This is a genomic window from Saccharothrix syringae (assembly GCF_009498035.1).
Classification (GTDB): domain Bacteria; phylum Actinomycetota; class Actinomycetes; order Mycobacteriales; family Pseudonocardiaceae; genus Actinosynnema; species Actinosynnema syringae.
In genome coordinates, this window is the sequence record NZ_CP034550.1 from 6,014,263 (window position 1) to 6,036,382 (window position 22,120).

The 22,120-nt window shown below is 73.3% G+C and carries 19 protein-coding genes and 1 tRNA gene; 8 read left to right on the plus strand and 12 right to left on the minus strand.

Annotated elements, in window-relative coordinates:
* Window positions 1–37 precede the first annotated feature (37 nt).
* Window positions 38–232 carry a hypothetical protein gene (locus EKG83_RS25675; protein WP_194282934.1) on the minus strand — a complete coding sequence of 65 codons (195 nt, stop codon included), beginning with the start codon at window positions 230–232 and terminating at the stop codon, window positions 38–40.
* 256 nt (window positions 233–488) lie between these two features.
* On the opposite strand from EKG83_RS25675, the gene EKG83_RS25680 reads away from it, so the two are divergent.
* The gene (locus EKG83_RS25680) at window positions 489–3,155 is read left to right on the plus strand and encodes a hypothetical protein (RefSeq protein ID WP_153278379.1); all 2,667 of its coding nucleotides are present in this window, start codon (window positions 489–491) and stop codon (window positions 3,153–3,155) included.
* 30 nt (window positions 3,156–3,185) lie between these two features.
* Here EKG83_RS25680 and EKG83_RS25685 read toward each other — a convergent pair whose 3' ends face one another.
* From EKG83_RS25685 to EKG83_RS25700, 4 genes are all read right to left on the minus strand, one after another.
* Window positions 3,186–3,656: a hypothetical protein gene (locus EKG83_RS25685; RefSeq protein ID WP_153278380.1), complete on the minus strand. Its 471-nt coding sequence runs from the start codon at window positions 3,654–3,656 to the stop codon at window positions 3,186–3,188.
* Complete coding sequence (locus EKG83_RS25690; protein ID WP_153278381.1) at window positions 3,653–6,202, minus strand: hypothetical protein; 2,550 nt, start codon at window positions 6,200–6,202, stop codon at window positions 3,653–3,655. Before EKG83_RS25690 ends, EKG83_RS25685 begins: the two co-directional genes overlap by 4 nt.
* 49 nt (window positions 6,203–6,251) lie before the next feature.
* On the minus strand, window positions 6,252–6,815 hold the full coding sequence (locus EKG83_RS25695; RefSeq protein ID WP_153278382.1) for a hypothetical protein: 564 nt from the start codon (window positions 6,813–6,815) through the stop codon (window positions 6,252–6,254).
* Window positions 6,816–6,934: 119 nt separating this feature from the next.
* Window positions 6,935–8,092: an oxygenase MpaB family protein gene (locus EKG83_RS25700; RefSeq protein ID WP_033433584.1), complete on the minus strand. Its 1,158-nt coding sequence runs from the start codon at window positions 8,090–8,092 to the stop codon at window positions 6,935–6,937.
* Between the two features lie 223 nt (window positions 8,093–8,315).
* Here EKG83_RS25700 and EKG83_RS25705 point away from each other — a divergent pair, with 223 nt between their 5' ends.
* Window positions 8,316–9,257 (plus strand): Leg1-related protein, encoded by a 942-nt coding sequence (locus tag EKG83_RS25705; RefSeq protein ID WP_033433531.1) that lies wholly within the window; start codon window positions 8,316–8,318, stop codon window positions 9,255–9,257.
* A 12-nt stretch (window positions 9,258–9,269) separates the two neighbouring features.
* Here the strand turns inward: EKG83_RS25705 and EKG83_RS49135 are convergent, their stop codons facing one another.
* Entirely contained in the window at window positions 9,270–9,794 is a 525-nt protein-coding gene (locus EKG83_RS49135) for a winged helix-turn-helix transcriptional regulator (RefSeq protein ID WP_033433532.1), read from the minus strand.
* 81 nt (window positions 9,795–9,875) lie between these two features.
* Between EKG83_RS49135 and EKG83_RS25715 the strand changes: the two genes are divergently transcribed.
* Window positions 9,876–10,298: a nuclear transport factor 2 family protein gene (locus EKG83_RS25715; protein ID WP_051766494.1), complete on the plus strand. Its 423-nt coding sequence runs from the start codon at window positions 9,876–9,878 to the stop codon at window positions 10,296–10,298.
* Window positions 10,299–10,374: 76 nt separating this feature from the next.
* On the opposite strand, the gene EKG83_RS25720 is transcribed toward EKG83_RS25715, so the two are convergent.
* Window positions 10,375–13,116: an AfsR/SARP family transcriptional regulator gene (locus EKG83_RS25720; RefSeq protein ID WP_228122201.1), complete on the minus strand. Its 2,742-nt coding sequence runs from the start codon at window positions 13,114–13,116 to the stop codon at window positions 10,375–10,377.
* Window positions 13,117–13,281: 165 nt separating this feature from the next.
* Between EKG83_RS25720 and EKG83_RS25725 the strand changes: the two genes are divergently transcribed.
* Window positions 13,282–13,848, plus strand: coding sequence for a hypothetical protein (locus tag EKG83_RS25725; protein ID WP_153278383.1), 567 nt, complete (start codon window positions 13,282–13,284; stop codon window positions 13,846–13,848).
* Window positions 13,849–13,882: 34 nt separating this feature from the next.
* Here the strand turns inward: EKG83_RS25725 and EKG83_RS25730 are convergent, their stop codons facing one another.
* The gene (locus tag EKG83_RS25730) at window positions 13,883–14,851 is read right to left on the minus strand and encodes an Lrp/AsnC family transcriptional regulator (RefSeq protein ID WP_033433533.1); all 969 of its coding nucleotides are present in this window, start codon (window positions 14,849–14,851) and stop codon (window positions 13,883–13,885) included.
* Between the two features lie 107 nt (window positions 14,852–14,958).
* On the opposite strand from EKG83_RS25730, the gene EKG83_RS25735 reads away from it, so the two are divergent.
* The gene (locus EKG83_RS25735; RefSeq protein WP_033433534.1) at window positions 14,959–16,374 is read left to right on the plus strand and encodes an MFS transporter; all 1,416 of its coding nucleotides are present in this window, start codon (window positions 14,959–14,961) and stop codon (window positions 16,372–16,374) included.
* 85 nt (window positions 16,375–16,459) lie between these two features.
* On the opposite strand, the gene EKG83_RS25740 is transcribed toward EKG83_RS25735, so the two are convergent.
* The 4 genes from EKG83_RS25740 to EKG83_RS25755 all read right to left on the minus strand — a co-directional run bounded on the left by EKG83_RS25740 (window position 16,460) and on the right by EKG83_RS25755 (window position 19,494).
* Window positions 16,460–18,067, minus strand: a complete 1,608-nt coding sequence (locus EKG83_RS25740) for an acyl-CoA carboxylase subunit beta (protein WP_033433535.1) — start codon at window positions 18,065–18,067, stop codon at window positions 16,460–16,462.
* The gene (locus EKG83_RS25745; RefSeq protein ID WP_033433536.1) at window positions 18,064–18,588 is read right to left on the minus strand and encodes a flavin reductase family protein; all 525 of its coding nucleotides are present in this window, start codon (window positions 18,586–18,588) and stop codon (window positions 18,064–18,066) included. Before EKG83_RS25745 ends, EKG83_RS25740 begins: the two co-directional genes overlap by 4 nt.
* A gap of 63 nt (window positions 18,589–18,651) precedes the next feature.
* The gene (locus EKG83_RS25750; protein WP_033433537.1) at window positions 18,652–19,062 is read right to left on the minus strand and encodes a YybH family protein; all 411 of its coding nucleotides are present in this window, start codon (window positions 19,060–19,062) and stop codon (window positions 18,652–18,654) included.
* Between the two features lie 201 nt (window positions 19,063–19,263).
* Complete coding sequence (locus EKG83_RS25755) at window positions 19,264–19,494, minus strand: hypothetical protein (RefSeq protein WP_153278385.1); 231 nt, start codon at window positions 19,492–19,494, stop codon at window positions 19,264–19,266.
* A gap of 513 nt (window positions 19,495–20,007) precedes the next feature.
* On the opposite strand from EKG83_RS25755, the gene EKG83_RS25760 reads away from it, so the two are divergent.
* The 3 genes from EKG83_RS25760 to EKG83_RS25770 all read left to right on the plus strand — a co-directional run bounded on the left by EKG83_RS25760 (window position 20,008) and on the right by EKG83_RS25770 (window position 21,993).
* Window positions 20,008–20,090, plus strand: a tRNA-Leu gene (locus tag EKG83_RS25760).
* A 342-nt stretch (window positions 20,091–20,432) separates the two neighbouring features.
* Entirely contained in the window at window positions 20,433–20,867 is a 435-nt protein-coding gene (locus EKG83_RS25765; protein ID WP_153278386.1) for a hypothetical protein, read from the plus strand.
* On the plus strand, window positions 20,860–21,993 hold the full coding sequence (locus tag EKG83_RS25770; RefSeq protein ID WP_228122202.1) for a tyrosine-type recombinase/integrase: 1,134 nt from the start codon (window positions 20,860–20,862) through the stop codon (window positions 21,991–21,993). The genes EKG83_RS25765 and EKG83_RS25770 overlap by 8 nt, the downstream gene beginning before the upstream one ends.
* Window positions 21,994–22,120: the final 127 nt, after the last annotated feature.

The window sequence follows — 22,120 nt, forward strand, 5'->3', positions numbered from 1 at the left end:
CCACGTCCCCCAGCCCCCACCACACCTCCCCCACCGGTCAGCCCACCCCCGGCGGCATGCCCAGCAGCCCCGGCACGCACGGCGGCTCGCCCAGTGGCGGCGGTCCGAGCCCGCGCCCCAGCAGCGGCGGCTGGACCGGAACTCCGGGCAGCAGGGGCGACCTGGGCTCCAGCGTCCCGCCCGCCCGCACCCCCGACGGCCCTCGCCCTTCGGGCCACACCCCGTCACACACCAACCCGTCCCACGCTGGCCCGTCCCACGCCACCCCGCCGCACAGCACCCAGCCGCACGCCGGCCCGTCGCCAACCGGTCCCGGCCAGCACGGTCCCGGCCAGCACACCCCGAACCGCCCCGGCCCCACCCAGCAACCTCCGCACCCCCGCCCAGGCCAGCCCAACTACGGCCCACCGCCGCAACGCGGCCCCCAGCAGCCGACCAGGCCCGCCACACCGCACCAGCCACCCGCCCCGAGGCACACCCCGGACGCCGTGCCACCACGCCGCCAGCCGGACGCGTGGACCCCACCGCGCCGCGAGCCCGACAACATCCCCGCCCCTCGCCGCGACCCGGAAGCCTGGACGCCGCCACACCGCGACCCCGACAGCAACCTGGACCACACCCCGCACCCCGACCAGCCCCACCCCGACCAGCCGAGCATCGACGAGGCCCACGCCCGCCACGGCGAAACCACCCCCGCCGGCATCTCCCACCACCGCGGCGACCCCACCATGGGCGACCTCCCCCACCGCGTCCCCCACGACCCCCGCTACTTCACCGCCGACGTCCACATCACCCCCGACGGCCACGCCCGCATCGGCAACCACACCTACACCCCCGAGCAATACGGCGACCTCCTGCGCCGCCACGGCTGGAACGGCCACACCCCCCTCCGCCTCATCGGCTGCGACGCCGCCACCAACGACTTCGCCCACCGCCTCTCCCGCCACACCGGCGCCGACGTCCTCGCCCCCACCAAACCCGCCTGGACCGACACCCACGGCCGCGTCTACACCAGCGACGCCGAACTCGCCCCCGACGGCACCCGCCACCCCCGCATCCCACCCAACGGCGAATGGCACACCCACCACCCCGACGGCACCACCACCACAACAACCAACGACGGCTACGCCCCCAACACCCCCGACAACCACAAAACCGACCACACCACCCCCGACGGTGCCCGCGACCGCGGTCAGCAGGACGGCGGGTCGGACTGGCGCGACCGGCCGGGCCCGGTCACCGGCAAGTCGCCGAACGACAAGCTCGCGGACCTGGACCACGTCAAGAAGCACTACCTGGTCCGGTACACCAACAACCGGTGGGAGCTCTACGTCAACCCTCACAGCGGCACCGACCTGGACGGCAGGGCACCGGACCCGGTCGACGTCTCGCCCGCGGACTGGGAGCCCCCGAAGCGCCCGGACGGCAAGGGGGACCTGGACAGCCTCACCCAGGAGGACTTCGAGAAGATCGAGCTGAAGTTCAAGGACGACCGCGAGACGTTCGACTCGCAGCCCCTCGAAGGCTCCACGGTCCACGGCTCCCGCGACACCCTCTCGCCGGAGGAGCAGTGGGAGGCCGACCGGCTGGCCCACATGCGGCCGGGCGCCCAGGCCGGCTACAACGAGATCGACGCGCCGTTCGCCGTCGAACGCGCCAACGACAAGGTCGACGCCGCGCAGAAGAAGCTCGACGAAGCCAACGCCAGCGGTGAACCGGCCCGCATCAGCAAGGCGGAGGAGGAGCTGGCCAAGGCGCAGCAGGCGCGCGACAAGGTGGTCGCGGAGGCACCCGTCCGGGAGGCCGAGGCGAGGCTGGCCAAGGCCCTGGAGTCCCAGCAGGGCATCGAGTCGTCCCGGCGGGCGCAGGCCGAGGTCGACGAGCGCTTCGCCGGCGCGAGCCCGGAGGAGATCCGGCGGCACGCCGAGGAGGGCGCGCTGTCGCGCAAGTACGTGGCCGAAGCGCACGTCCGGCAGGCCGAGGCCGACCTGGCCAACGCGCGCCGCGACCTGGCCGACAGCAGGGTCCGCGACGCCGAGGCCGACCTGGACCGGGCCCGCGCCGACGGGAAGGACACGACCCAGGCCCAGGCCGACCTCGACCGCGCCAGGCAGGACGCCGCCGAAAAAGCCGAGGCCGCCAGGAAGACCGACGCCGACGCCGCGCTGGCCAGGCAGCGGGAAGCCGAGTTCAACGTCAGGCAGGCCGAGGCCGAGCTGGAGCACGCCCGCAGGGCCGCGGACGACCCCAACGCGGAAGCCGCGCGGGCCGAACGGTCCGTCGAGGAGGCCCGCGACAGGCTGAAGGCAGCCCGCGAGCACGAGGCCAACGCCTCCCCGGCCGACAAACCCGAGGCCGAGGCCGCGGTCCGGCGCGCCGAGGCGGACCTGGTCGCGGCGCGGGACGCCGAGACCAGGGCGGCCCGCGACACCCCGCAGACGCCCGAGCAGCGGCAGGCGGACGCCGACCGTGCGGTCCGCGACGCCGAGGCCAGGCTCGACGCCGCCCGCCAAGTCGACCCGTCGCAGCCGCCCCCGCCCCGGTCGACCGACCTGGACGAGTGGCGGCCGGACCGCGCCGGCGTCGGCCAGCTGCGCGGCGACGTGGGCGAGTCCATCGGCGGTTTCGCGATGGAACACCGGGTCCGCGACCTCAACGCCGAGCGCGCCGACGCGGACCTGCCGCCGTTCGACCGGGTCGACGCCATGCCGGACCGGGGCGCGGGCCACCTCGACGGCGTCTACCGCAGCGAGCACCCGGACGGCACGGTCGAGCACCGCATCTACGAGGCGAAGGGCCCCAGCGCCGAGCTGATCCGCGCCGACGGCTACATGCAGGGCCACCCCGGGTACCTGGACCGCACCCTGGACAAGCTGCTGAACAAGGCCAACGAACGGGAGGAACTGGCCCGCACCGCCTCCGACGCCGAGCTGATGAAGAAGTACGGCACGACCGACCGGCAACGCCTGCAGGACGAGGCCGTCGCCGAGCGCAAGGCGGTGGAGGAACTGATCGAGGCGCGCCGCCTGGACAAACTGGACGGCGGCCAACGCGTGCGCTACTTCAAGGCCCAGGCGCAGGTCGAGACCCCGCCCGGCGACCCGAAGCCCCGCTACGCCGGCTACGAGGAGAACGAGTTCGACCTGTCCCTGTGACCACGCCGGGTGAGCGGCCCGCCGGGCCGCTCACCCGGCCGGGGAGTCCCGGTCGGGTGAGGTCCACCAGCGCCGGACCGCGTCGACGGCGTCGAGGACCCGTTCCGCGGTATCGGCGCCACCGAGGTCGTAGACCGCGGCGGGGACGTCGGCCAGCACCCGCTGGCAGCCGCCGAAGTCCAGCCCGGCCAGCATCCGGTGGACGATGTCCAGCTCCTGCTTGCCCAGCGCGTCGCCCCACAGCGCGCCGGCCTGGCGCAGCAGGTTCCACCGCGCCCGGGTGCCGCCCCGGGCCACGCCGACCACCTCGGCGAGCACCCGTTCCCGCAGCGGGCCGGTCAGGTGCAGGGCGACCGCGCCCCACACCGGCGTGATGTCGCATTCGCCGGGCAGTGCCCTGGTGGCGTTCAGCGCCTCGCCGATCAGCCGTTCGGGGACGCGCGGCACGTACCGGGCCAGCTCGGCGTGCTGCGGGGTCCTCGGCTCCTCGCCCACTGTCATTGGCGCCCAGCGCGGCGCTGATAGCGCCCAGCAGCGTGGTCAGCATCCGTTCCGGAACGTACCTGACGAGCCTGCCCGCCACCTGTCCCAGCAAACTGTCGTTCTTGCCGAGGGTCCTCGCCAGGCCGATGGCCTCCGCGAGTACCTCGGAGGACCCTGGCGGTCGCATCTCGGCGGCGAGCGAGACCAGGAGCGCAACCCGATACGACACGGCTGGCGAGGTCCGCGCCACGTCCAGCGCGTCGTGAAGGATCTCGTCCCGCACTGGCTGCGGGAATCGGGTGGCCAGTCGTCCGAGCGCCCACACCCGCATGTTCACGTCGTCGATCGTGTCGGCGACGGTGCTCGACTCGTCCAACCGACAGCGCCTCGCCCACGAGGTGTTCGGGCAGGTGCGGTGCCAGTGCGCCCAGGGCGTGGGACCGGTAGAACCCATCGCTCATCCGCTTCGCCTCGGCGACGGCACGGGTCAGCTGCGCTTCCGCGAGCAGCGGCGCCAGCAGGCGGATTACGTGCGCTCGCTCCCCCTCGTCGATCTCGGCCGCGTTCGCCAATGCTTCCGACAGCACCTGTTCGCGCTCGGCGGCGAGGAGGTGGGCGGCGAGGTGCCGCAACACCCGTGCCCGCAGGCCCGGGTCGCGCACCAGCCGCGCCAACGCCAAGAGTTCGTCGGATCTCCGGCCTTGCAGGCAGTCCGTCGTCAACCTGACCAGGAGGTCTGCGAGTTGTTCCTCATCGTCGAGGGTGGCGGCTCCCGCGATCGCTTCCGTGATCACATCGTCTTGTTCGGCTTCCGGCAGGTACTCGGCGATCGCGCACAAAGCGATCACTTTCCCCGGCACGCTCTCAAGTCCCGTGGCCGCCGCCAGGGTGGGGGCCAACAGGGAGGCGTGCCCATCACCGAGTTCACTCATGATCGTCAGCAGCGCCCGGATCCGCTCCCATGGATCCTCGGTGGCCAACGCCGTCTCCACCGCTTCACGGGTCACCGCATCGCCAGAGGCGTCGTGTTGCGCCAGCTTGCACAGGGCCCAGACCCGATTGGGTGTGCCGGAAATCTGACGGGCGAGTGCCAGCGCCTCGTCGAGGAGTCCGTCGGGCAAGCACAGTGCGAGCCAGCTGAGGATCTTGGCGCGACCGAACCGGTCGTCCGTCGCACGGGCGATAGCGAGCACATCGGGCACGAACGAGTCCGGGAGGTAATGCAGGAGCCGCACGACCGCGTCGGCCCGGGCCTGCTCGTCACCGATGGCGGTGGCCGTGGCGAACGCCTGGGCGAGCAGGTGGTCGGGCAGGTGCGGTGCGAGCGCGCCGACCTGCTCGGCCCGCTGGACCCCGTCGGTGATCGCGCGCACCGCGGCGAGGGCGTCGGCGAGCGCAGTGGTCCGGTCCGGTTCGGGCAGGTGGTCGAGCAGCCCGGTCAGCGCCCGCGCGCGGTCACCGGGCACGTGCAGGTGACGGGCGTGGGCCAGGGCGCGGGTGTGCGGCCAGACGCCGGAGGTGACCAGCCGCAGCAGCAGCGGGACCGGGACGTTCGCGGTCAGCGTGGTAACGCCCGCGGTGATCAGGGCGTAGCGGATCTCCAGCGCGATACCCGGCGCCGGACGCCCCGCCACCACCCGGCCGTCGGTGTCGGCTTCGGCGTGCCGCCGGGCGCGGGCCACGTCGGCCAGGTAGTCGTCCACCGTGCCACGGCTGTTGTGTGCGTCGAACCAGAGGTTGCGGGACGTGCCCGGACCGGTGGCCCGCTCACAGGCGAGCACGCGGTGCACCTCCCCGACACGGCCCGCCGCGGCGAGGTGGTGGGTCAGGTGCCGCAGCGCGTAGCCGCCGTCCGCGCCCGCCACCGCCGGGTCGTCGCCCAGGCGGGCGAGCCCGGTGCCGAGCCCGCCGAACAGGTCCAGGTAGTGGTCGGCGATGCGGTCGTGGGCCTCGCGGGTGGCCGCCGCCAGCTCCCCGACCCGGGACCGGACCCCGTCGACCACGTGCCCACGCAGCATTCCGGCCAGGAACTCCCGCAGGCTGGTGTGGTAGATCCCGTAACAGCCGCCGTCGTCGGTGAGGAACGGTCGCAGCCGCCCCGCGCACAGCTCGCTCACTGCGGCGCGGTCGGTCACCCCGGCGAGCCGGGCCAGGCCGTCGACGGTCAGCGGTTCGGCGGCCGCAGCCGGCGTGCCGAGCACCGGCAGGCGCACCCGCGACCACGCGGCCTCGTCCCGGGACGCCGACAGGCACTCGAAGTAGTAGTGCGCCAAGTCCCCTGGCAGCAGGTCGAGCTCGGCGGGGCTGCGCGCGCCGTACCGGATCTCGTCGAGCACGTACCGCGAGTACACCCACACCCCGCCGCAGCGCTCGACCAGGTCGCGGACCAGCGCCCTGACCGGCACGCGGTGCCGCGCCAGCAGCGACGCCAGCGGCTCGGCGCCCGCCGCGGCGGTGAGGAACCGGCGCAGGTCGGCGGTGTTGCTCCGGTCCCCCGCCCCGATCGACAACGCCTGCCACGGCCGGCGCAGCGCGGGCAGGTCGGTGCCGGTGCGGCAGGTCACCACGAAGAACGCGCCGCGCGGCAGCGTGGACGGCAGCCCGAGCGGCAGGTCACCGGCGACGTGCGTCGAGCCCGTCCACCACGACGACCAGCGGCTCCCCCGCGGCCCGGGCCACCTCCGCGGCCTCGACCAGGACCTGCTCGAACCAACCGGGTTCGCCCGCGGTCTCCGGCAGCAGCCCGCCGGGCGCGAAGCGCTCGTCGAGGTCGAAGCGGGCGATCAGCTGGACGGCGAGGTTGCGCAGCGCGGTCGCCGCGACCCGCCCCCGCCGCCTGCGGGTGAAGTGGCACGGCCAGTCGCGCGCCCGGGCCGGCCACGCCGTGAACGCCGATTTCCCCAGCCCGGCGGCGGCCTCCACCAGCACGTAACCGCGGTCGTGGTGGCGGAGGAACCGGTCGACCCCGGCGACCAGCCAGTCCCGGCCGACGAAGTGCTCGGTGCCGACCTCGTCGAACACCGGCCGCGGGTCCAGCCACACGTCGCGCAGCCGGGCGAACCGGCCCACGAACACGTCGCCGGTGATGACGTCGCCGCCCGCCTGCACCACGGTCGAGCCGATGGCGGTGGCGCTCTGGCCGACCACCGGCGCGGCCCGCTGCCCCGGTCGCCGCACCACCGGAATGGCGCCGCCCGCGCCCGCACCCCGGCGCGGTCGGGTTCACCCGGCTGCCGCCGGACCCGCCCCGCGTCGTCGCGGCCCTGCCGCCCGTGCCCCCGCTCGGAGGCGGCCGGTCACCGCGGTTCGGCGGCCGCCCCCACCTCCGGTGGCAGGGGCGACCGCCCTGCGGCCTCCCACCGCTCGCGCAGGTCGGTGGGAATGGACAGGGTGGTGGACTGGCCGTTGGTCAGGTTGCGGACGCTGCCACCGAGCAGCAGCGCGCCGGCGCGGTCGAGGATCGTGGTGGCCAGGGCGCTGCTGTCCTCGGAACGCTCCAGCAGGCGGACCAGGCGGGTGCCCACCCCCACCGCGCGGCCCCAGCCGCGGGAGTCCGGGACCTGCATCCAGTCGGCGACCTCGGGGTTGACGACCTGCCGGACCATGGCGGCGACGATGCCGTCGAAGAGCTTGCCGGGGAACAGCCCCTCGTAGAGGTCGAGCAGGTGGCGGGTGAGCACCACGCCCTCCGGCGACGGCCCGTAGGCGGCTTCGACCACCGTGGCGCTCAGCTCGCGCGCGTCCTCGATCGACTCGGGCACGGCCTCGGCGGGGATGCCGAGCATGGCGCCCGCGGCCCGCCACACGTAGTAGTAGTCCTGCGCCTCCTGCTCGGTGACGGAGATGCCGATGCGGCGCATGCCCTCGACCACCTGCACGGAGAAGATCAGCAGGGCACCGACCATGTCCTGCCGGCACACGGGCACGCCGTCGGCCTCGACGTCCCAGCGGCCGGACGCGATGAGGAAGTGGCGCACGGCGGCGTGGATGAGGCGCGTCTTCTGGATGGTGGGCACGAACGACCCGCCGGAGCCGAAAGCGTCGCGGCCCATCATGTTCATGACGAACTGGGAGGTCTCCGACAGCCGCCTCTGGGGCTGGTCCAGGCCGTGGGTCAGGGTGAGCGCCCGGGCCCCTCGCGCGTGCGCGTAGCAGTTGATCATCGCGCCGAAGGTGAGCACCGAGGCGACGTGCATCCCGTCGTCGACGAAGAAGTCGTAGGCCCGCGCGATCCGGTCGGGCTCCACCCACGCCGGCGGGGCGTCGGTGGCGACCAGGAACTCCCGCACCGGCCCGGGCAGCTGCTCGGGGATCGGTTGGTCGTTGGCGCGGAAGTGCTCCAGCACCTCGTTGACCAGGTCCACCCGGTTCGTCGCGACCAGGTCGGCGACCACGGCGTCGGCGAGGGGGTCGCCCTGGAACTTCAGGGCCTCGAAAGCGGCTGCGTCGATCACCGGGGCCACCCTTCGCTCGTGGGAACCCCCACTCCACTCCCCGCGCGCCCGGCGCACCAGAACACGACCAGGTGAAACGCCACGCCCAACCGCCACGTTCCGTGGGCGGACCGCACAAAGCGGAAACCGAACGGAGAAAAAGCGGAGCCCCGGAGGGTGATCTCACGACTGTGCGACCGGTTGCCGGTGGACACCCGCCGGGGTGCTGCGAAGAATCCCGCCCATGGCCCACCCCGAGGAGCTGGCGGAGCTGGACCTGTACCCGGTCTGGGCGACGGCGCCGGAGCTGGAGGGTGCGTTCGACCCGTTCCGCTTCGAGCAGCGGATGGCCGCCTACCGGCTGATGATCCGCAACACCAACCCGGCGGACGGGTTCGGCGCCGACAACCGGCGCAACCCCCTGTGGGGCCTGATGTTCCAGCACCAGTGGCAGCTGCGCAGCGGCCGGCTCGGCGCCGGCGCCCCGCGGGACGGGCGGATCGACCCGGACGCGCCGTGGGGCTACGGCAACTACGCGCTCAGCGCCATCCCGTGGCTGGGTGCCGCGGCCGCCGGGGTGGTGCCGGCCCTGCCGGTCGCCGACCCGCCGGGCCCGTCCCGGTTCCGGTACGTGACGGGCGGGGTCGTGCCGGACGAGCTGGTCGGCGCGGTGGCCGACTGGCGCGACTACTTCACCCTGGTGGCCGGGAACGGGTCGGCGGACCCGGAACCGGCGCGCCTGGCCCTGTGGAAGGCGCACAAGACGTGCCTGGACGTGGTGGCCGGCGTGCTCGCCGACGTCGACACCGCCCCCTGGCCCGACCTGGAGATCACCTTCCTGCGCGGCTGGTGCCGGATGGTCGACTACCTGTGGGCGGCGGCCTGGCCGACCGACTTCGCCTCCATGACCGCCCACGGCCTCGACGTGCTGCCCGAGTCGCTGCTCACCGGGCCCGGGGACGTGGACGCGCTGCCGGCCAAGGCGCGCAGCAACGTCGTCAACGTCCTGCGGCTGGCCACCACCCCCCGGTGGCGCTACAACCTGAACCTGCTGCTGTGGCAGCGGATCATGCGCACCCGCGAGGCCCGCGACCAGGTGCTGCCGCTGCTCGACGCGGTGTTCGACCCGCGACCGGACAACCGGGCCGAGCGCCGCAGGCTCCTCGTCCACCTGCTGCGCCCCTGACCCCGGCACCGGTCACCCCGGCCGGCGCACCGGTCGGTCCGGACGGGGCCCCGCGAGCAGTTCCGCGACCAACCGGGTCCCCGGGGCCGCCCGGCCACCCGGCCCCGGCAGCGGGAGCACGTCGTCGGCGTGCAGTTCCCCGCCGCAGTGGGAACAGGCCACCACCGGGGTCGCCACGTGGTCGCAGGTGGTGTGCCGCAGGCGCAGCGGTGCGCCGTCCGGGGCCAGGTGCCGGTCGCCCCAGGCCAGGAGGCTGACGACGACGCCGTAGAGGTCCTTGCCCGCCCCGGTCAGGTGGTACTCGTGGCGAACGGGGTGCTCCTGGTACTTCCGGCGCTCGACCAGACCGGCGTCCACCAGCGTGGCGAGGCGGTCGGCCAGGGTGTTGGTCGCGATGCCCAGGTCCGCGGTGAACTGGTCGAAGCGGGTCAGGCCCAGGAACAGGTCGCGCAGCACGAGCAGGGTCCACGGGTCGCCGACGATGTTCGCGGTGCGGGCCACGGAGCACGCCATGGCGCTGAAGCGGTCTCTGGGCATGCCGCGGATCCTAGTCGATTGCAAAGAGCAAGTCGGCAGCTCTAAGGTCACTTGCGATTCGCAAGTCACTGGAGGTGCATCGTGTACCACGCCGTCGTCCGCGCCAAGGTGCGCAGGTTGTGGGAGCGGGTCGGGGCCGGGGACCACCTGGCCGCCGTCCGGCTCGCCGCTCCCGACGTCAGGTTCAAGTTCGTCGGGGAGCCCCCGCTCGGGGCCGAGTTCACCGGTCGCGACCGGCTGGAGCAGTGGTTCCGCGGGATGCAGGAAGTCCTGCCCGGGCTGCGCATCACGCTCGTCGACGTCGTGGTGCGCGGGTGGCCCTGGCGCACCACCGTCGTGACGAGGCTGACGATGGCGGGCACCCTCGCCGACGGCGGCGAGTACCGCAACGAGGGCGTGCAGTGGGTCACCCTGAAGTGGGGCAGGATGGTCGACGACTACGTCCTGGAGGACACGGCCCGCCTGGCCGAGGCGCTGCGCGGCCGGACGGGCAGCCCGGCCTGAGCACGCCGCCGCCACCGGGTTCCGCTCCGACCGGTGTTCCGCACGGTCCGAACCCCCGTCAGCCCTCGGGGCGCGGCTACGCGCGCGGGCGGGCTCCCCGGCCACCCGGGTCCGTCGCAGGCCGCCGGTCGAGGTCGTCGAGTTGCCGCCGGACCCGCTCCGCATCGTCGTCGCGGCCCTGCTCCCGGTACAGCGCCAGCGCCTCCCGCCACGCCTCGCGGGCCAGGTCGTGCTCGCCGAGGGCGAGGTGCGGGTGGCCGAGGCCGTCGAGGGTGTTGGCCGCCATGTAGGTGTTGCCGAGGGTGCGGTAGAGGTCGAGCGCCCGGTGGTAGTGGCCGACGGCCTCGCGGTGCCGGCCGGTCCGGTGGTCGATCCAGCCCAGGCTGTCGAGGGTGTCGGCCTCGCCGTCGGGGTGGTGGTGCTCCCGGTTCAGGGCGAGGGCGGCCCGGCAGTGCTCGCGGGCGGTGTCGTGGTCGCCCAGGCGGGCGGCGTACCAGCCCGTCGCGTTGAGCGCGACGGCCTCCCACACCGGCCGGTCGACCTGCCGGTAGAGCTCGACCGCGCGCCGGGCGTGGTCCAGGGCCCTGCGGTCGTCGCCCCGCGCACCCCACGCCAGCGCGAGGTCGTAGTGGGTGGCGGCCTGGTCGGTGGTGGCGTGGTGCCGTTCGGCCAGGTCCAGTGACCGGTGCAGGTGCGTGGTGGCCTCCTCGTGCCGCCCGAGCCTGGCGTGGGCGCTGCCGAGGTTGCGGTGGGCGCGGATGCGGGTGGCGGGGTCGGGCAGGTGCTCGGCGGCGTCCAGGGCGGCCCGCCACACCACCAGCTCGTCGTGGAAGCGCCCGGTCCGCTGGTGGAAGTCGATCAGGGCGCGGGCCAGCTGCCAGACGACCCGGTGCCGGTGGCCTGCGGCGGCGGTGTGCTGGGCGGCGAGCAGGTGCGCGTGCTCGGCGTCCAGCCACGCCAGCGCGGCGGCCTGGTCGGGCAGCGGGTGGGGGTGGACGCCGGGCGCGGGCGGGTCCGGGCGGATCGGCGAGGCGTGGGGGTCGAGGAGGCGGTCGGCGGCGAGGGCGGTGTGCAGGTAGAAGTCGACCACCCGCTCCAGTGCCGCCCGCCGCTGCGGTTCGGGCGGGGCGAGGGTGGCGGCGTAGGCGCGGACCAGGTCGTGCATCGCGTAGCGGTTGCCCGGTCGCCGCTCGACCAGCGAGACGTCCTCCAGGACGCGCAGCACCGCGCGCGTCCACGTCGGCGACCGGCCGGTGAGGGCGGTGGCGGCGGGCAGGCCGATGTCGGGGCCGGGTGCGATGCCCAGCAGGGCGAACGCGGTCCGCTGCTCGCCGGTCAGGTCGCGCAGGGACCAGGACAGCACGGCGGGCAGCCCGGTGTCGTGGTCGAGGGCCTCCAGGCCGAGGTCGCGCAGTTCGGCGGCGAGTTCGGCCAGCGGCACGGCCGGGCGGGTGTGCGCCTGGCGGGCCGTGATCGACAGCGCCAGCGGGTAGCGCCCGCACAGCGCGATCAGCTCGTCGGCGGCGTCGGGTTCGGCGGCCACGCGCCGGTCGCCCAGGCGCGCGGCCAGCAGGGCGCGGGCCTCGTCGGGGGACAGGACGTCGAGGTTCAGGTGCCGGGCGCCGTGCCGGTCGATCAGCGACGCGAGCCTGGTGCGGCCGGTGACCAGCGCGGCGCAGGCGGGGTTGCCCGGCAGCAGCGGGACCACCTGGTCGGCGGTGGCCGCGTTGTCCAGCACCACCAGCACCCGCCGGTCCGCGACCAGGCTGCGGAACAGCGCGGACCGGTCCTCCAGGGCGGCGGGCACCCGGTCGGGCGCGGTGCCGAGGGCGGTGAGGAACCCGGACAGCGCGGCCTCCGGCGGCACCGGCCGGCCGTCGGGGCTGAACCCGCGCAGGTCCACGAACAGCTGCCCGTCGGGGAACTCGTCGGCGTGGCGGTGGGCCCAGGCCAGCGCGAGCCAGGTCTTGCCGATCCCGCCCGCACCGCCGATCGCCGAGATCAGCACCGTCCCGGCGGTCCGCGCCTCGTCCAGCCGGGCCAGCTCGGCGACGCGACCGGTGAACGGCCCCGGCGGCGCTGGGAGCTGCCGCGGCACCACCGCGGTCGCGGCCGAGGCGCCCAGGGCGGGATCGGCGTCGAGCACGCGTCGGTGCAACTCCCGCAACGCCGCACCGGGCTCGGCGCCCAACTCCTCCACCAGCCGCTGCCGCACCCGCCGGTAGTGCGCCAACGCGTCGGCGGTGCGCCCGGCGCGGTGCAGGGCCAGCACGTACTGCCCCGCCACCCGCTCGTCCAACGGCCGCCGCCCGGCCCGCGCGGTCAGGTCGGCGACCAGGTCCTCACCGTGGCCCAGCCGCAGCAGCGCGTCGGCCAGGTCGCACTCGGCCTCCCAGCGCTCCTGGTCCAGCCGGTCGCGCTCACCCGCCGCCCACTCCCCGTCCACCCCGGTCAGCGCCTCCCCACGCCACAACCCCAGCGCCTGCCGCCACAGCGCCACCGCCTGCCGGTCGTCGGCGGCCCGGGCCCGCGCGCACAGGTCGTGGAACCGGTGCAGGTCGACCACCGACCGGTCGACCTGGAGCGCGTACCCGCCGGTGCGCCGCACCACGACCGCGTCGCCCAGGACCCCGCGCAGCCGGGACAGGTAGCTCATCAGCGTGGCCCGGGCGTGCGGCGGAGCGTCCTGCGCCCAGACCCGCCCGATCAGCCGGTCGACCGACACCACGCGCCCGGCGTCGACCGCCAACGCGGCCAGCACGCACCGCTGCCGGGCCGGGCCGACGTCGATCACGGCCCCGTCAACGGTCACCGCCATTCCACCCAACAGGTGAAACTCGATCATCCCGCCCCCCGGGTAAGACGATGCACCGCAGGAGTGCACACCCGCCCTGACCAGCGATTGGGAGAAAACGCAAACAGTTCACACAATCGGCCGCGCACGGTTGGTTCACCCAAGCAGGCGATCGAAGGGGGAAGCGCAGTGCGATCGAAACTCGTGGGGGCCGCGGTGGCGGCACTGCTCGGCTCGGCGTTGGTGTCCGCGATGGCGCCCGCGCCCGCCGTCGCGGCGGAGGGGGACTTCGTGGCGCAGGCGCAAGCCGCCGGCCTGCCCGCCGACCGGGCGCGGGCGCTGCAGGACAAGGTCGACGGTTACCTGGCGAAGCTGGGCGACGAGGCCCACCAGGTCGCCCCGAACCGGATCGAGTGGCCGGGGGCGGTGCTCAACGTCACCGTGCCGGGCGAGTCCCGCCCACGCGCCCTGGTGGCGTCGGCCCCCATCCCGGAGTGCGAGGGCGGGGCGAACTACAAGTGGTTCTGCGCCTACCAGTACGAGTACTTCGGCGGTGACCACGTCGGCATGTACACCTGCAACGTCTGGAAGGTCATCCCCTGGTCCACGACGGGCTCGTGGGAGAACAACCAGACCCGCGGCACCCGCCCGCTGCTGGAGTTCCTGAACAAGGACACCTGGCTGATGCCCGCGGCGTACGCGGTGCAGCGCACCGGCGTGGGCTGGGCCCCGGTGTACCGCATCGACCCGTGCTGAGGAACGGGCGGTCGTCACCGAGCAGTTCCTCCGCTCACAGCGGCTGGACGGCCCCGTTGCGCTTGACCGTGCGCACGACCGGCGCGGTCTCGACGTGGGTGATGCCGTCGAGGGTGGCGACGCGTTCGGTCAGGTAGCGGTAGAGGTCGAGCGAGTCGCGGCAGATCACCGTCGCCACCAGGTTGGTCGGCCCGGTCGTCACGGCGGTGAAGGAGACCTCGGGGTGGCCGGCCAGGGTCTCCGCGGTGGCGACGAGGGCCGACGGGCGCACGGACATCCACAGGCGCGCCTCGGCGTGGTAGCCGAGGACGTCGGCGGGCAGGTCGACCTGGTAGGACAGCACGCCGGTGCGCCGCAACCGGTCCATCCGCCTGCTGACCGTGGACTCCGACCAGCCGGTGGCGACGGCGAGGTCGGCGAGCCCCGTCCGGCCGTCCACCGACAGCGCGCCCAGCAGGACGTGGTCGCCCTCGGACAGCTCGACCGGTTCGTCCGCGACGATCGGCGTGCCGTCCCGCATCGCCTCGACCTGCCGCGGCGACAGGCACGACAGGCCCGCCCAGCCACCCGGTCCCGCGAACCCCTTGAGCACGCAGTGCGCCGTCACCGAGCTCACCCGGCCGGAACGGGCCAGCTTCTGCAGCAGCAGCGCGTCGCGCTCCTCCGGCAGGCGCGTTTGCGTCACGCAGGAGATCTCGGTGCCACCGGAGAGCAGGTGCACCCAGAAGGTGTCGGGCCGACGGGCCAGCGACATCGCGATGGACCCCGCGGCGTCGGGGGTGCAGCGCAGCCGGATGGTCCACACGACGTTGCCCAGCCTGGCCCCGACGAGCGCGCCGACCACCCGGAGCACACCGGCCGCGCGCAGCCGGCGGTAGCGCCGGGCGACGGTGTTCTCGGAGACGCCGAGCACACCGGCGATCTTGCTGAACGGCGCCCGGCCGTCGAGCTGCAGCGCATGGGCCAAGCCGCGGTCGAGATCGTCCAGGGTGACGGTTTCCACCTGTGAACCCTAGGCGACGACGGATGTTTGCACAGGAGGCACATCGGCTGGAGTCGTGCACGCGTCGGTGCCACGTTCGCGGCGTGCACAGGAGGAAAGGACGCGTTATGCGCAAGTGGTGGCCCCTGGTGGCCGTGTGCCTGGGGTCGTTCATGCTGATCGTGGACACCACCGTGGTCACGGTCGCGCTGCCGGTCATGGCCGGGGACCTCGGTGCGACGGTCGCCCACGTGCAGTGGGTCCTGAACGTCTACACGCTCGCCCTCGCCGTCATGACGCTCGGCGCGGGCTCGCTCGGTGACCTGTTCGGGCAGCGACGGGTGTTCGTCTCCTCGCTGGCGGTCTTCGCGGTGGCCTCGTTGGCGTGCGGTGTCGCCCCGGACGCCGGGGTGCTGATCGCCGCGCGGGGCGTGCAGGGCGCCGGCGGCGCGGCGATGATCGGCACGACGCTCGCGCTGCTGGGCAGCTCGTACCGCGACCGGGACCGCGGCACCGCGATCGGCGTGTGGAGCGGTGTGCTCGGCATCGCCGCCGCGGCGGGACCGCTGCTGGGCGGTGTGCTCACCCAGTACCTCGGCTGGCGCGCGATCTTCTTCGTCAACCTGCCGGTCAGCGTGGTGGCCCTGGTGCCGGCGGCGCTCTCGGTCGGCGACCCGCCGCGACGCGAGGGCGCGCGGATCGACGTCCCGGGCATGCTGGCCTTCGCGGCCTTCACCGGCACGCTGACCTTCGCGCTGATCCGCGTCGGTGGCGGCGGGGGCTGGACGTCCGGGCCGTCCGCGGTGCTGTTCGCCGTGTCGGTCCTCGCGCTGGTCGCCTTCGTGCTGGTCGAGGTGCGGCGGAAGCACCCGGTGCTGGACCTGGCGCTGTTCCGCAACGCGTCGTTCGCCGTGATCGTGCTGTGCGTCGTCGCGACGTCGGTCACCTTCGCCTGCCTGGTCTACACCTCGTTCTGGTTGCAGTCGGCGCTCGGGCTCGGTTCGCTGCCCGCGGGCGTGGCGCTGGTCCCGATGGCGCTCACGTCGTTCCTGGCATCCGTGCTCATCGGCAAGCGCCTGCACGCCGTGCCGCCGCGGGTGACCATCGGCGGCGGCCTGCTGCTCATCGGCGCGGGGTGCGCGCTGATCGGCTTCACCGTGGACGGGGGGTCGTCCTGGTACGCCCTCGCACCGGCCCTCGTGCTCGTCGGCGCGGGCATCGGCGTCAGCGGGCCGGGCACCAACGCCGCGGTGCTCGCGTCCGCGCCCCCGGACCGGGGCGGCATGGCGTCGGGCGCGATGGCGACGTTCCGCCAGCTCGGCCAGGCGCTCGGCGTCGCCGTGCTCGGCCTGTTCTACCTCGCCGCCGCGCAGCACCCGGCACCGGGCGAGGACGTGCGCGACGCGGCCGCCCGGGGCCTCGACGACGTGTACCTCATCGCGGCGGGCTTCGGCCTGCTGGCCTGCCTGCTCGCCTTCGGGCCGGCGGGCAGGGGGATCATGGCCACCACCGCGCGGCGCGATCCCACCGGTGCGCGCCGCTGATCCGGCCGGCGCGGCACTGACGGCGGGCACGGCGACGGCCCCGCCGGTTCGGTACCCGACGGGGCCTGCCGCCACTCCCCCGCGCCTACAACGGCACGTTGCCGTGCTTGCGCGGAGGCGTCCGACGCCGCTTGTCCCGCAGCATCGCCAACCCGCGCATGATCGCGGTACGGGTCTGCGCCGGGTCGATCACGTCGTCGACGAGCCCGCGCTCGGCCGCGTAGTAGGGGTGCATCAACTCGGCCGTGTACCGGGAGATCAACGCGCCCCGCAGCTCGGTCGGATCGGCCGCGGCGGCCAACTCCTTGCGGTGCACCACGTTCACCGCAGCCTCCGCGCCCATCACCGCGATCTCGTTGGTCGGCCAGGCCAGCGACAGGTCGCAGCCGATGGAGCGGGAGTCCATCACGATGTACGCGCCGCCGTAGGCTTTGCGCAGGATGACCTGCACGCGCGGCACCGAAGCCTCGCAGTAGGCGTAGAGCAGCTTGGCGCCGTGCCGGATCGCCCCGCCGTACTCCTGCTCGGTGCCCGGCAGGAACCCCGGCACGTCCACCAGCGTCACCAGCGGGATGTTGAACGCGTCGCAGAACCGCACGAACCGCGCCGCCTTCTGCGACGCCGCGGTGTCCAGCACCCCGGCCAGCACCAGCGGCTGGTTGCCCACCAGGCCCACGACCTCGCCGCCGATCCGGCCCAGCGCGCACAGCACGTTGCCGGCCCAGCCCTCGTGCACCTCCAGGAACTCGCCGTCGTCGACCACCTCGGCGACGACCGCGCGCATGTCGTAGGGCTGGTTGGGCTCCACCGGCACCAGGTCGGCCAACCCCGGCCGTGCCCCGTCGTCCTCGTCGAACTCCACCGCCGGCGGCGGCTCCAGGTTGTTCGACGGCAGCAACGACAACAGGTACCGCACGTCCTCCAAACAGCTTTCCTCGTCGTCGTGCACGAACGACGCCACCCCCGACCGGCTGCCGTGCACGTCGGCGCCGCCCAGCTCGGCGTGCGTGACCCGCTCGCCGCTGACGGCGGCCACCACGTCCGGCCCGGTCAGGTACATCTGCGCGGTGTCGCGCACCATGAACGTGAAGTCCGCCAGCGCGGGCGAGTACGCCGCACCACCCGCGCACGGCCCGAGCACCACGCTGATCTGCGGGATGATCCCGGACGCCTCGACCTGGCGGCGGAAGATGCCGCCGTAGCCGTCCAGCGCCATCACGCCTTCCTGGATGCGCGCCCCACCGCTGTCGTTGAGCGCCACGATCGGCGCCCCGTTGGCCAGCGCGAGGTCCATCACCTTGTGGATCTTCGCCGCGTGCGCCGCACCCAGCGACCCGCCGGAGATGGTGAAGTCCTGCGCGTAGACGAACACCCGGCGACCGTCCACCGTCCCCGAGCCCGCCACCACGCCGTCGGTGTGCACCCCGGTGCCGCCCGCGCCCCGCCGGAACGCGTCCAGCTCGACGAACGACCCCTCGTCCAGCAGCAGCTCCAGCCGCTCGCGCGCCGTGCGCTTGCCCAACCGGTGCTGGCGCGCAACGGCGTCCTCGTTGCCCACCGTGATCCGGGACCGCAGCTCGTCCCGCCGCTCCCGCAACGCGCGCATGGTGCGCGGCGGGAGCGGCTGCCGCGGCACGACCGGCGCCGGCTCGCGGCGAACCGCGGGGCGCAGGTCCATCTCGGAGATGCTCATCGTCGCCTTTCGCTCGTGTCGACCCGCCGGTAGGCGCCGTCGAAGAACAGCAGGCCGGCCGTGCCCGCGCCCCGTCCGGAGTCGAGCACGCGGCCGATGAAGATCGAGTGGTCGCCCGCCTCGTGGGCCTCCTCCAACCGGCACTCCACCCAGGCCAGGGAGCCGGCGAGCACGGGCGCCCCGGTGTGCCGGCCGGGCAACCAGTCCACGACGTCGAACTGGGCGCGCCCGGCGGGCCGGCCGCGGTTGGCGAAGTGCCGCGCAGACCCCTCCTGCTCCGCGTCCAGCACCGAGGTCGCGAAATGCCCGGCAGCCGTGATGGCCCGGTGCATGACGGCGGTCCGCGCCACACAACACAACACCAACGGAGGATCGAGCGACACGGAACTGAACGCGTTGGCGGTCATCCCGTGGATGTGCTCCCCACCGACGGTCAGCACGACGACACCGGTGGCGAACAGGGCCATGGTGGAGCGCATCTCGGCCGGCGACACCCCGCGCAACTCAGGGGCCAGGTCCATCGCACACGTCCTTCCGGCAGGGGCGGCGCGGGCCGCGGCAGGGCGTGGCCCGCGCCACCGCGCTCACAGGTCCTCGACGGAATCCGCGACGGGGCGGTCGACGGCCATGACCCACTTGCCGTCCTCACCGCGCACCAGCACGTCGGTGCACTTGCCGAGGATGCGCTGCTTGGAGCCGTCCTCCTTGGTGATGACCAGGTCGTAGTCGACGATGATCAAAGAGGTGTCACCGGTGGAGAAGTACGAGCGAACGGTCGACTTGAGCTCCGGCTTGGTCGCCAGCAGGGCGGTGATCGCCTCGGTGCGCGCCGCACCCGTCAACGGCTGGCCCGACAGGTTGGAGATCGAGTCGTCCCGGTAGAGGCTGTCGAAAATAGCGCCCTGACCGGAGTTGAACGCGGCCAGGAAGACGTCGTTCTGCACGTCCGGGTCGTCGGTGAGGTCGAGGTTCTGCAGGTCGAGCTGGGCGGTCATGGGCGGGGATCCTCGCTTTCCACACGATTCGGCATTGCCCGCCGCTCACGTTATCCACGCCCCGCGCGTGTCCCCCCACCGTGGAATAACTGACCGCTCACCGCCCACCCAGACCCATTCCACCGCCCGGTCATCGCCCACCCCCGACGTGGGCCGACACCCCGCTCCCAGGCTGCACGCCCAGGCGGACCCCCGACGCCGCTACTCGGAACGCGAAGCCCGCCGAGCAAGCCTGCCCGCGGCCATGTGCGCGTGGTCCAAGCCCACAGCCAGCAACGTCGCCCGGATCACCGAGACCGACACCCGGTTCATCAGCGCCCGCGAGGTGTGCTCGGTCTCGATGTCGAGCCGGACGGCCACATCGGCCGGGAGCATGACCGGGACCAGGTCAGCCACGTCGTCGTAGATCAGAGGAGGAACTTCGTTAGTCACGCAGCCAGTGTTGCCGGTCGGATCGCCGCGTGACCAGTACCCGATCGGTGGGGGTGCGACCGGCAATGGACCCCCGGTACAGGCACATTGGATCACCACAGGCCCACGCCAACGCCTCACCGCTTTTCAAACACGACCGAACCATTTCAAGAACCCGGATTACAACGGACCAGGTGTACACAACAAACACCTCTGATGTGACACCAATCACCCGTTCGCCCGAGCCCGGCACACTCTCAGCCACACCTGCGCCCGCAAGTCGACACCTCCAGCCGCCAGGCCGCCCCCGTCGCGGCGGGCGCGAACCAAGACCAACAAGGGGTGACAACGATCACCGGGCCACCCCGCGCGCCCCCGTGCCGCACCTTCAGTCCACGCCAACAGGCCAGCCCTCAGCCCCCTGACCTGCACCAACACCAGGGAGGTATTCCCGGAAGATCCCAACGGACCCCCCGATTTTGGCGTCTGCGGACGATCATGTAATCTATGCACACACCACGGCGAGAGCCGAGAGTCCGGGTGGCGGAATGGCAGACGCGCTAGCTTGAGGTGCTAGTCCCCGCAAGGGGGTGGGGGTTCAAGTCCCCCCTCGGACACTCAAACGTGGGGAATTCCCCACTCCACACCATGGTACGACAGGCCCCCGATCGCAGCACGCGGTCGGGGGTTCAAGTCGCTTTCACGACAGATCCTTCCCGTGCGGGGTGGTCGCCTTGGGTGACCGGATCATCCCCGCGCTCGTCCCCGGCCGAACTCTCCGTCGCGCCTCCGCAGACGCCCCGTCGGCGTCGGGCCGGATCCCCTCCACCACCGGAACGGACACCCCTGCGGCGGAACCTCTCGCTCCTCGGGAATTGGACCTGCGGCGCACTCCGGCCCCGGCTCCGGGCGAGCTTCCGCCGATCCGGTTGCGGCACCTGCGCCGGTATTCGACGTCGGTGTTCGACCACAAGGGCCGGTTGACGTGCGGGATGTTGTTCGACGTTCTCGGCTGGGAAGCGGGAACGCGGATCGACATCACCGCACACGCCGGGACGATCGTGGTGCGCGGTGCCCGCGGTGGCGCCCACGAGGTCAAGAGCCGCCGTTTTCTGCACATCCCGGCGACCGTGCGGCACTGGTGTTCCTTCGGCGCGCGTGAACTGGTGCTGCTGCGGGCGGTGCCGGAGCTGTCGGTGCTGCTGATCTTCGGCCAGGAACGGTTGGACCAGGCCCTGCCCGATCCGCGTCGACTCGTGGATGCCGCCCGCGCCGTGGGGGGCCAAGTCGGTGGTTCCGGCGGCGGCCCGTCGGATCGGGCGGTGGAGGCCGGGAGGTCGGTGTCGCGGCCGGCTGCCGGTTCCGGGGAGTTGGGAGGTGGGCGTCGTGGCTGAGGCTGGTCCCGATCCGGTCGACGTGGCGATGGCCACGCAGTTGCTGGCGCGGATGAAACTGCGCGTCGAGGACCTGGTCGATCTCGACGCGTTGGTGGCCGAGCGAGCCGCGGCGGGCAGGCAGGCGGCGGAGGCGCCGCCGGTGCCGACGTTCGCGGAGTTCGTGCCGGTGGTGCAGGGTGCGGTTCCGGCACCGTCGCGGCGGGTGTACGGCACCTACTGGCGCAAGATCGTCGAGGTGTGGGGCGGGCGGCGGCTGGACGAGGTCACCGTCTCCGACGTCCAGGGGTTGTTCGAGTTCGTCAAGGCCGGGGTGGTGGTGCGTCGGTCGGGCAACGGCGGGCAGGGTGCGGCCGAGCACACTTACAACGCGTTGTTGTGCCTGTACCGGTACGCGATGGACGAGGAATTGCTGTCGGTCCGGCAGAACGTGATGCTGCGGGTGGCCAAACCAAAGCGGGTGCGGTCGCGCCGCCACAGCCTGGACCCGGATCTGGTGGCGACGATCCAGGAGGTCGCCTCGACTACGGGCAACGATCCGGGGTTGGACGCGTTGCTGCTGCGGTTCCACATCGAGACCGCGGCCCGGCGCGGCGGGGCGCTCGGTTTGCGGCTGCGGGACCTGGATCGGGAGCGGTGCCTGGTGCTGCTGCGGGAGAAGGGCATGACCTCGCGGTGGCAGCCGGTGTCGCCGACGCTGATGGACACCCTGATCCACCACGCCCACCAGCGCGGCGCACGCGACGAGGACAGCCCGGTGCTGCGCTACCACGACGGCACCCCGCTGACCCGCAAGCGCTACGAGACCCTGTGGGGACGCATCGGCAAGCACGTGGACACCGTGCACACCCAGATGATCAGCACCCACTGGTTGCGGCACACCACGCTGACCTGGGTGGAGCGCAACTTCGGGTTCGCGGTGGCGCGGGCCTTCGCCGGGCACGCCGAGCCGACTTCGAACAAGCACGGCGCGACCTACACCTACGTCAAGGCCAGCCTGGCGGAGGTGGCCACGGCGTTGCAGGCCATGACCGGCATCCGACACCCGCTCGCGGTTACCGAACACGAGAAGGTGGAGGAGCACCCGTTGCAGGCGGTACTCGACGCATCAGCAGGAGGGCTGTAGTTGGGGGGTGCCCGATCGTCGGTTGACGGCCGGGCACCGCGTTCGTGATCTGGCCCTTGGGTCCGCCGTCGTCGACGGTCATCGAGCGGCTGTCGACGACGGCGGGGAGCTGCCGGGGTGTTGCGAC

Excerpts from the sequence above, each read along its gene's own strand:
- EKG83_RS25735 (WP_033433534.1), top strand. The coding sequence starts at position 14,959 with ATGCGCAAGTGGTGGCCCCTGGTGGCCGTGTGCCTGGGGTCGTTCATG.
- EKG83_RS25750 (WP_033433537.1), bottom strand. The coding sequence starts at position 19,062 with ATGACCGCCCAGCTCGACCTGCAGAACCTCGACCTCACCGACGACCCG.
- EKG83_RS25740 (WP_033433535.1), bottom strand. The coding sequence starts at position 18,067 with ATGAGCATCTCCGAGATGGACCTGCGCCCCGCGGTTCGCCGCGAGCCG.
- EKG83_RS49135 (WP_033433532.1), bottom strand. The coding sequence starts at position 9,794 with ATGCCCAGAGACCGCTTCAGCGCCATGGCGTGCTCCGTGGCCCGCACC.
- EKG83_RS25685 (WP_153278380.1), bottom strand. The coding sequence starts at position 3,656 with ATGACAGTGGGCGAGGAGCCGAGGACCCCGCAGCACGCCGAGCTGGCC.
- EKG83_RS25705 (WP_033433531.1), top strand. The coding sequence starts at position 8,316 with ATGGCCCACCCCGAGGAGCTGGCGGAGCTGGACCTGTACCCGGTCTGG.
- EKG83_RS25720 (WP_228122201.1), bottom strand. The coding sequence starts at position 13,116 with ATGGCGGTGACCGTTGACGGGGCCGTGATCGACGTCGGCCCGGCCCGG.
- EKG83_RS25745 (WP_033433536.1), bottom strand. The coding sequence starts at position 18,588 with ATGGACCTGGCCCCTGAGTTGCGCGGGGTGTCGCCGGCCGAGATGCGC.